Raw genomic sequence first — 8908 nt, forward strand, 5'->3', positions numbered from 1 at the left:
AATGGCGTGGGTAAAACTACCCTATTAAAAACCTTGATGGGTATCTTAAAACCGCGAGCGGGAACAATTAATTATGAGCAAGAAAACCTGATTAATAAAACCTCAGATAAAAGAGCCAGATTAGGACTGGGTTATGTGCCGCAGGGTAGGGATATTATTCCCCGTTTAACGGTAAAAGAGAATTTAATTCTCGGTTTGGAAGCTTTACCCACAAAAAGAAAAAACGCCACAATTCCCGAAGAAATCTTCGATTTGTTTCCCGTTTTAAAAACCATGTTATCGCGGATGGGAGGAGATTTAAGCGGTGGACAACAACAGCAATTAGCCATCGCTCGCGCCTTAGTGGGGGAACCAAAATTATTAATTTTAGATGAACCCACGGAAGGAATTCAACCGTCAATTATTCTCGAAATTGAAGCGGCGGTGCGGCGCATTGTTGCCAGTAAAGGAATCGCCGTTTTATTAGTAGAACAACACCTGCATTTTGTCCGCCAAGCTGATCGATATTACGCCATGCAAAAAGGGGGAATTGTTGCTTCCGGTTTCACGAGCGAATTAAGTCAAGAAGTCATTCAGCGATTTTTGGCAGTTTAAACTTAACTTTTTTCTTGATATATGACTCAAATAGTCGTAATTGGTGGCGGGGCAGCGGGATTTTTTGGCGCAATTAAAGCGGCAGAATCTAACCCAAAAGCTGGCGTTACTATCCTAGAAGCGGCAAAAGAACCTCTGGCGAAAGTGCGGATTTCGGGAGGGGGACGCTGTAATGTCACCCATCATTGTTTTGATGTTTCCCAATTGGTTAATTATTATCCTCACGGTGGCAAAGCACTACGGGGAGCTTTTAGTCGGTTTCAACCCCAAGATACTATTAAATGGTTTGAATTGCGGGGGGTAAAACTAAAAACAGAAGCGGATGGGCGAATGTTTCCCAGCACCGATAATTCTGAAACTATTCTTAATTGTCTGCGGGAAAGTGCGACTTTTGCTGGGGTTAATTTAAGGCTAAATTCCCCAGTTAAATCGGTAAAAAAACAGCAAGAAAGTTTTTTGATTGAATTAAAAAGAGAGGAGCAAATTAGGGCAGATAAGCTTTTAATTGCTACGGGAAGTAGTCCTTTTGGTTATCGCACCGCTCAAGATTTAGGTCATTCTCTAGTCTCTCCTGTCCCTTCTTTATTTACCTTTCAAATTGCCGATCCTCGTCTGCAAGATTTGTTAGGGGTTACTGTGGATAAAGTGCGAGTTCGTCTTGGGGGAAGCAAATTAGAACAAATCGGACCCTTGTTAATTACCCATTGGGGAGTCAGTGGACCGGCTATTTTAAAACTTTCTGCTTGGGGGGCGCGGTTACTTCACGAGCATCATTACCGAATGCCTTTAATCATTAATTGGTTGGGGGATTATCATCCTGAAAAATTGCGAGAAATTATCTTACAAACTAAAAGTGAATATCCCAAAAGAAAACTTTTTAATTATTGTCCCTTTGAACAGTTACCCAAGCGTCTTTGGCAGAGTTTATTAAGTTACTTGACTGTTAACTCGGAAACTCCCTGGGCCGAATTATCTAAAAATACTCTCAATCGATTAATGATTGAATTACAGCAAGGGGAATATCAAATCAAAGGAAAAGGGGTGTTTAAGGAGGAATTTGTCACCTCTGGGGGAGTGAATCTTCAGGAAGTGGATTTTAAAACTATGGAAAGTAAAATCTGTCCGGGGTTATATTTTGCCGGGGAGGTACTAGATATCGATGGAGTCACGGGGGGATTTAATTTTCAAAGCGCTTGGACCACTGGTTATCTCGCCGGACAAGCTATGGGTAATGGAAGGGTGTAGGAAGCGCCGGAGAGGGGGAAGTGGGGAAGTGGGGAAGTGGGGAAGTGGGGAGCCTTTTTTCAGTAAACAGTAAACAGTGAACTGAAAACTCACATCTGACAACAAGGGCCGAATCTAAGACCTAATTGGTTAAGCTAAAAGCTTTGATGTGCCTAGTTTCTAACCTTCTTTTTAGGTGAGAGAATTGCCAGATTCTTTCTTTTGCCTCTTGCATGAGTGACTCTTGCCTTCAGAACCTGATTACTGTTTACTGTTTACTGAAACAACTCCCAACACTTAATATATGAAATGGACAGATAAAGATCAGATAATTATGCAAGGGATCGATCGACCCCTAGGCAAATATTATGCGGCACGATTGAAAGCTCAGGGAACCTGTTTAGTAGCGGGGGTGGCTAGTGGCTGCGGTGGTGAGATAATCGCAGAGATACCAGTGTTTGATCTAGTGGCCGAGGCCGTTGCTGAAGCGGGAGAAATCAAGACCAGTTTAATTTTAGTCCCCCCCAATCAAGTCCTAGATGCGGCCTTAGAAGCGATCGCAGCAGCCATCCCCCAATTAATTATCGTCACCCCCGGAGTTCCCCCCTTGGATCTGGTGGAATTGTTAAAGATAGCTAGTACCACCGGGACATTAATTCTCGGACCTGGCAGCCAGGGTGTAATTATTCCCAATTATCTTTGGTTGGGTATTTGTGAACCGAATTTTTATCAATCGGGGACAATCGGTCTGATCACCCGCGGCGATCGCATAGGGGATGAAGTGGCGAAAACTTTAACAGCAGCGGGGTATGGTGAATCTATGGCGGTAAATTTGGGTACTGACGGCATTATTGGCTCCAATTTGTCCCAATGGTTGCAGGTTTTTGAGGAAGATGACAATACCGAGGCAATTCTCCTCGTCAGTCAGGTGGGGGGAAAGGCCGAAATCGAGGCAGCCAAATATATTGCCTCGGCGATCGAAAAACCAGTGATTGCCTATCTTGTGGGGTTAAATGCAGCGATTGAAACCAATTTCGGTGATACAGAAACAATTATTTCTAACCAACTTTCCTACTCTGTTGCCGCTAAGAATACCAGAAAAGATAGCTTACGTCATTTTCAAGAAGCTGGGGTGACAGTGGTGGAAAAATTGGCCGATTTACCCACCTCTTTAGCGAAAGTCTTGTCCTGAATTTGACCCCATTGCTCCAATAATATTTATAATCTGAGAATATTCTGCCAAAATAAGCACCTAACAGGATGTTTCACCCCATCCAGGGGATTTTCGATGACAATTCCTGAGAGCTACTATATCATGGTAGATCACCTGTGATTCCTCAGACTGGCCAAGATAAAGACGGCAACAGGCAAAAATTAGGAAAAATCAGCGACAATCGAAACGGCAAGATCAAAAAAAATTCTATTCTAGATTGACCCTTTCAGCAGACCAACTATCCCACCCTTCTAGACAACGACCCTAAGGATAACTTCTATGGCGCAACAAAATAACCTAAAAACCGACAATATACACCAAATCGATCCCTATTGGGGTCCCCGATGGCTCGTAGAGGAACGGGACGCTTGCGGAGTCGGTTTTATTGCCGATGTGCGCGGTTCTGGCAGCCATCAACTGATTGAACAGGCACTTTTAGCCTTAGGTTGTTTGGAACACCGGGGAGGCTGCAGCGCCGATCAGGATTCCGGTGACGGTTCCGGTATGATGACCGCTATCCCCAGAGATGTCCTCGCTCCTTGGTTCGCCGAAAATGGCTTAAATATGCCAGAATCTGAGCGACTAGGAGTGGGGATGGTCTTTCTTCCCCAAGCGGACCAAGAACGCACCGACGCTAAAGCACACATCGAAGAAATTGTCAATAAATATAATATTAAGATTTTAGGTTGGCGCGCTGTTCCCGTCCGTCCCGAAGTCCTCGGAAGACAAGCAAGGGAAAATCAACCCTACGTCGAGCAAATTCTGGTTACTTCCCCCGATTTAGCCGGTTCTCAATTCGATCGCCTACTCTATATTGCCCGTTCTGAAGTCGGTAAGCAACTGGCCGATGATTTCTATTTCTGCTCCTTTTCCTGTCGCACCATTGTCTATAAAGGCATGGTACGGGGCGAAATCCTGCGAGAATTCTATCTAGACCTGCAAAATCCCGCCTATAGCAGTCAATTCGCTATTTATCACCGACGTTTTAGCACCAATACCCAACCCAAATGGCCCCTCGCTCAACCAATGCGCTTATTGGGTCATAACGGCGAAATTAACACCCTTTTGGGCAATATTAACTGGATGTCGGCCCGGGAACCCGCTTTAGAAACCCAAGGTTGGACCCACGAAGAATTACAATCCCTGACTCCCATTGTTAACCCCGCTAACAGCGACTCCTATAACCTCGATAGCGCCCTAGAATTATTGGTGAGAACCGGTCGCAGTCCCCTAGAAGCAGCTATGATCCTAGTGCCGGAGGCCTACAATAATCAGCCGGATTTACAGGATTATCCCGAAATTATCGACTTCTACGAATACTATAGCGGTTTACAGGAACCCTGGGACGGTCCGGCTTTACTGGTATTCAGTGACGGGGGAATCGTCGGCGCTTGTTTGGATCGCAACGGTTTGCGACCGGCCCGTTATAGCATTACTAACAACGGTTATATCGTCGTTTCCTCGGAAGCGGGAACTATTCCCCTCGATGAAACCACCATTATCGAAAAAGGTCGTCTCGGCCCCGGTCAAATGCTTGCGGTGGATCTGGAAAAAGGCGAAATTAAGCGTAATTGGCCGATTAAACAGGAAATTGCCCGCTCTAATCCCTACGGTGAATGGGTGAAATCCCAACGCACCTTTATTGACAAAGAAACAGCGATAGATATTCCCGCTCCTAGTCATCTCCTTCCCCTGCAAACCGCTTTCGGTTATACTGCCGAAGATGTGGATATGATTATCGTTCCCATGGCAGAGCAGGGAAAAGAACCGACTTTCTGTATGGGTGATGACACTCCCCTAGCAGTCCTCTCCAGTAAACCCCATCTTCTCTACGATTACTTTAAACAACGTTTTGCCCAAGTTACTAACCCCCCCATCGATCCCTTACGGGAAAGTTTAGTCATGTCCTTGACTATGTATCTGGGACGACGGGGCAATATACTTAAATTAGGGGTTGATGACGCACATTTACTGAAATTAGACTCTCCCCTGCTCAATAATGCTGAATTAGCCAAAGTTAAAACCTCTAGCTACAAAACAGCCGAACTTTCTACCCTTTATGATCTGACCACCGGACCGCAGGGATTAGAAACCGCGATCGCTCATTTGTGCGCTGAGGCCGCCAAGAAAGTAGCATCGGGAGCGGAAATTTTAATTCTCAGTGACAGGACTGCTCCTATTGACGAAAAAACTAGCTATATTCCCCCTTTATTGGCCGTTGGGGCCGTCCATCATCACCTGATTCGCTCACACTTGCGTTTAAAAGCTTCGATCGTTATCGACACGGCCCAATGTTGGAGTACCCATCACTTCGCTTGTCTAATTGGTTATGGCGCTTCCGCAGTCTGTCCCTATCTGGCCCTAGAAACGATCGCCCAGTGGTGGATCGAGCCAAAAACTCAGAAATTGATGGAAAATGGCAAATTAGAAGCTATTAGCCTCGAAAAAGCCCTAATTAATTACCGCAAATCCGTAGAAGCGGGATTACTGAAAATCCTCTCGAAAATGGGCATTTCTCTCCTATCTTCCTACCATGGGGCGCAAATTTTTGAGGCGATCGGATTATCGGCAGATTTAGTTAAACTAGCTTTTAACGGTACTACCAGTCGCGTCGGGGGTTTAAGCATTGCTGAGGTGGCCCAAGAAGCGATCGCATTCCACAGTAAAGCTTTCCCCAATCTTACCGCTAAAAAACTAGAAAACTACGGTTTTGTCAACTACCGTCCGGGGGGAGAATACCACATGAATTCCCCGGAAATGGCGAAAGCACTCCATAAAGCCGTGGCCGCTCACTCCCAAGGGGAAGGATATGACCATTACGAAACCTATCGTCAAATCTTGCAGGAAAGACCTGTCACCGCTTTACGGGATCTATTAGAATTTAACAGCGATCGAGCCTCAATTGCCATCGAAGCAGTAGAATCGATCGAAAGTATCCTGCAACGCTTCTGCACAGGGGGAATGTCCCTCGGTGCCTTGGGACGGGAAGCACACGAAACCCTAGCGATCGCCATGAATCGCATCGGAGGTAAGTCCAATTCCGGAGAAGGGGGAGAAGATCCGATCCGTTACACCAGCTTAAGCGATGTGGATGCCGAGGGACATTCCGTGACCATGCCTCACCTAAACGGCTTAAAAAACGGTGATACAGCCAATTCTGCCATTAAACAGATAGCTTCGGGTCGTTTTGGAGTCACTCCCGAATACTTAATGAGTGGAAAACAGCTAGAGATTAAAATGGCCCAGGGAGCAAAACCGGGAGAAGGAGGTCAATTACCCGGAAAAAAAGTCAGTCCCTATATTGCCATGTTACGGCGATCAAAACCGGGTGTTACCTTGATTTCTCCCCCTCCTCACCACGATATCTACTCGATCGAAGATTTAGCACAATTAATCTACGATTTACACCAAATTAACCCCCGGGCCAAAGTTTCCGTCAAATTAGTGGCCGAGATCGGTATCGGCACAATTGCGGCCGGAGTTGCCAAAGCTAACGCTGATATTATCCAGATTTCTGGCCACGATGGTGGTACAGGTGCATCACCCCTAAGTTCGATCAAACACGCAGGTAGTCCCTGGGAATTGGGAGTAACGGAAGTGCATCGGATGTTAATGGAAAATCAACTGCGTCATCGGGTGATTTTGCGCGCAGATGGAGGACTAAAAACCGGTTGGGATATCCTCATGGCTGCTCTGATGGGTGCGGAGGAATTCGGTTTTGGTTCCATTTCCATGATTGCCGAGGGGTGCATCATGGCCCGCGTCTGTCACACGAATAATTGCCCTGTGGGAGTCGCTACCCAGCAGGAACGTCTCCGCGCTCGTTTTCCAGGAATTCCCGCTCATGTGGTCAATTTCTTCACTTTGGTGGCTGAGGAAACGCGGCAATTATTGGCGAAATTAGGCTATCACAGTTTAAATGAGGTGATTGGCCGGGCAGATCTGTTAAAAGTGCGCTCCGATGCTCGTTTAACTAAGACAGAATCCCTCAATCTCGATTGTTTGTTGAATTTACCCGATGGCCGTAGTAACCGCTCTTGGTTGCAGCACGAGGAAGTACATAGTAACGGTGCTGTCCTCGATGACGATATTCTAGCCGATAGCGAGATTAAACAGGCGATCGAGCAACAGGGAACCGTCAGCAAAACCTACAGGATTGTCAATACCGATCGCTCCGTCGGGGCGAGAATTGCGGGGGTAATTGCCCAAAAATACGGTAATGACGGCTTTGAAGGCGAAATTAAGCTCAATTTCCAGGGCGCAGCTGGTCAAAGTTTCGGAGCATTTAATTTACCCGGTGTCAATCTCCATTTAGAGGGAGAAGCTAACGATTATGTGGGTAAAGGCATCTACGGCGGCGAAATTGTCATCTTACCGCCCCAAAACGCCAATTATCAGCCCGAAGATAACGCTATTATCGGTAATACCTGTCTCTACGGGGCCACCGGTGGGGTATTATACGCTAATGGTCGCGCTGGTGAACGTTTTGCTGTCCGCAATTCCACCGCGAAAGCGGTTATCGAAGGGGCCGGGGATCACCTCTGTGAATATATGACCGGGGGGGTAATTGTCGTGCTTGGTTCCGTCGGTCGCAACGTCGGCGCCGGGATGACGGGAGGATTAGCTTATATCCTCGATCCGTCCCTACCGGAGAAACTCAACCCCGAAATTGTCAAGATTCAACGGGTTGGCACGGCTGCCGGTGCGGAACAGTTAAAATCTTTAATTGAGGCCCATGTAGAACGCACTAATAGCCCCAAAGGTAAGTTAATTTTAGCTAATTGGGATAGCTATCTCGGTCAATTCTGGCAAGTGGTCCCTCCCTCGGAAGCGGATAGTCCCGAAGCGCAAATTAGCGCGGAGAAAACCTTAACTTCGGTGTAATTTCTTTGGGGTGCGTTACTCTTGGTTAACGCACCCATTGATTAATTTTTTGACTGCGGAGTTGATTAATGGCCATGCTGCCCATCCCCACCACCTATACTAGCTATACCCAAGCACAAGAACATTTTCTTCAGGTTTTAGAACAAGTAGAACTGGGAAACTCGATCGTTATTGTCCAACGTCAGGGTCATCATGATGTGGCCTTGATTGCTGCTGACGAATTATCCGCTTTATTAGAAGAAGTTTATCTTTTGCGCTCTCCAGCTAACGCTCAACGACTTTTTCAGTCCTTAAATTGGTCACAAGAAAGATTATCTCAGACAGCTGCCACCACTTCTCTAGAAGAATTACGTCAAGAATTGGAGACCGAGATTGAGCAAGAAAAAGCCGCAGAAGTCTGAAACCGAAATTGTGCGAATTTTTACTCAATTATGCCTAATCTAGTATCTCCAAATTGATTATATGGGGACATATTAACCTTAATTATTTAGACTACAGTTTTTATCGCTGCATAAGTCGGAACATTTGCTAAAATTTAGGATATATTCACTTTGGCTATCTTTGATGTCATAATTTGGCAATGACAAACGAAAAACTCAGATTTATCGATCTTTTTGCTGGTATTGGAGGATTTAGATTAGCTTTCGAGAGCGTTGGTTATGACTGTGTATATTCTTGTGAAATAGACGAAAACTGTCGAAAAGTATATTTCAATAATTTTCAAGAAATTTCCGATCAAGATATTAGAAAAATTGCTATCCATGACCTCCCTGATTTTGAAGTGTTGACAGCAGGATTTCCCTGTCAACCCTTTAGCATTTCTGGAAAACGAGCCGGATTTAGAGATACAAGGGGAACTCTATTTTTTCACATCTGCGAAATAGTAGAATTAAAAAAGCCGAAAATAATTCTTCTGGAAAATGTTAAACACCTAATTCACCTCGACAAAGGCAAAAACTTAGATATTATTTTGCATTCTTTGGAAGAACTGGG

6 protein-coding genes are annotated in these 8908 nt (G+C 45.5%); all 6 read left to right on the forward strand.

The window, feature by feature from the left end:
* Window positions 1–594, forward strand: a 594-nt coding sequence (locus tag PX636_RS06180) for an ATP-binding cassette domain-containing protein (RefSeq protein ID WP_288116509.1), incomplete at its 5' end; no start/stop codon positions are given.
* Window positions 595–615: 21 nt separating this feature from the next.
* On the forward strand, window positions 616–1839 hold the full coding sequence (locus tag PX636_RS06185) for a BaiN/RdsA family NAD(P)/FAD-dependent oxidoreductase (protein ID WP_288031251.1): 1224 nt from the start codon (window positions 616–618) through the stop codon (window positions 1837–1839).
* A gap of 283 nt (window positions 1840–2122) precedes the next feature.
* On the forward strand, window positions 2123–3010 hold the full coding sequence (locus PX636_RS06190) for a succinate--CoA ligase subunit alpha (protein ID WP_288116511.1): 888 nt from the start codon (window positions 2123–2125) through the stop codon (window positions 3008–3010).
* 300 nt (window positions 3011–3310) lie between these two features.
* Window positions 3311–7915 (forward strand): glutamate synthase large subunit, encoded by a 4605-nt coding sequence (gene gltB / locus PX636_RS06195; RefSeq protein WP_288116513.1) that lies wholly within the window; start codon window positions 3311–3313, stop codon window positions 7913–7915.
* Window positions 7916–7983: 68 nt separating this feature from the next.
* The gene (locus tag PX636_RS06200) at window positions 7984–8316 is read left to right on the forward strand and encodes a type II toxin-antitoxin system Phd/YefM family antitoxin (protein ID WP_002763237.1); all 333 of its coding nucleotides are present in this window, start codon (window positions 7984–7986) and stop codon (window positions 8314–8316) included.
* Between the two features lie 179 nt (window positions 8317–8495).
* Window positions 8496–8908, forward strand: a 413-nt coding sequence (locus PX636_RS06205) for a DNA cytosine methyltransferase (protein ID WP_288116514.1), incomplete at its 3' end; no start/stop codon positions are given.

Source organism: Microcystis sp. M53598_WE2, assembly GCF_030067735.1.
Lineage (GTDB): Bacteria > Cyanobacteriota > Cyanobacteriia > Cyanobacteriales > Microcystaceae > Microcystis > Microcystis aeruginosa.

What these genes read in the sequence shown, in the direction of transcription:
- gltB (WP_288116513.1), top strand. Translation starts at nt 3,311, where the DNA reads ATGGCGCAACAAAATAACCTAAAAACCGACAATATACACCAAATCGAT.
- PX636_RS06185 (WP_288031251.1), top strand. Translation starts at nt 616, where the DNA reads ATGACTCAAATAGTCGTAATTGGTGGCGGGGCAGCGGGATTTTTTGGC.
- PX636_RS06190 (WP_288116511.1), top strand. Translation starts at nt 2,123, where the DNA reads ATGAAATGGACAGATAAAGATCAGATAATTATGCAAGGGATCGATCGA.
- PX636_RS06200 (WP_002763237.1), top strand. Translation starts at nt 7,984, where the DNA reads ATGGCCATGCTGCCCATCCCCACCACCTATACTAGCTATACCCAAGCA.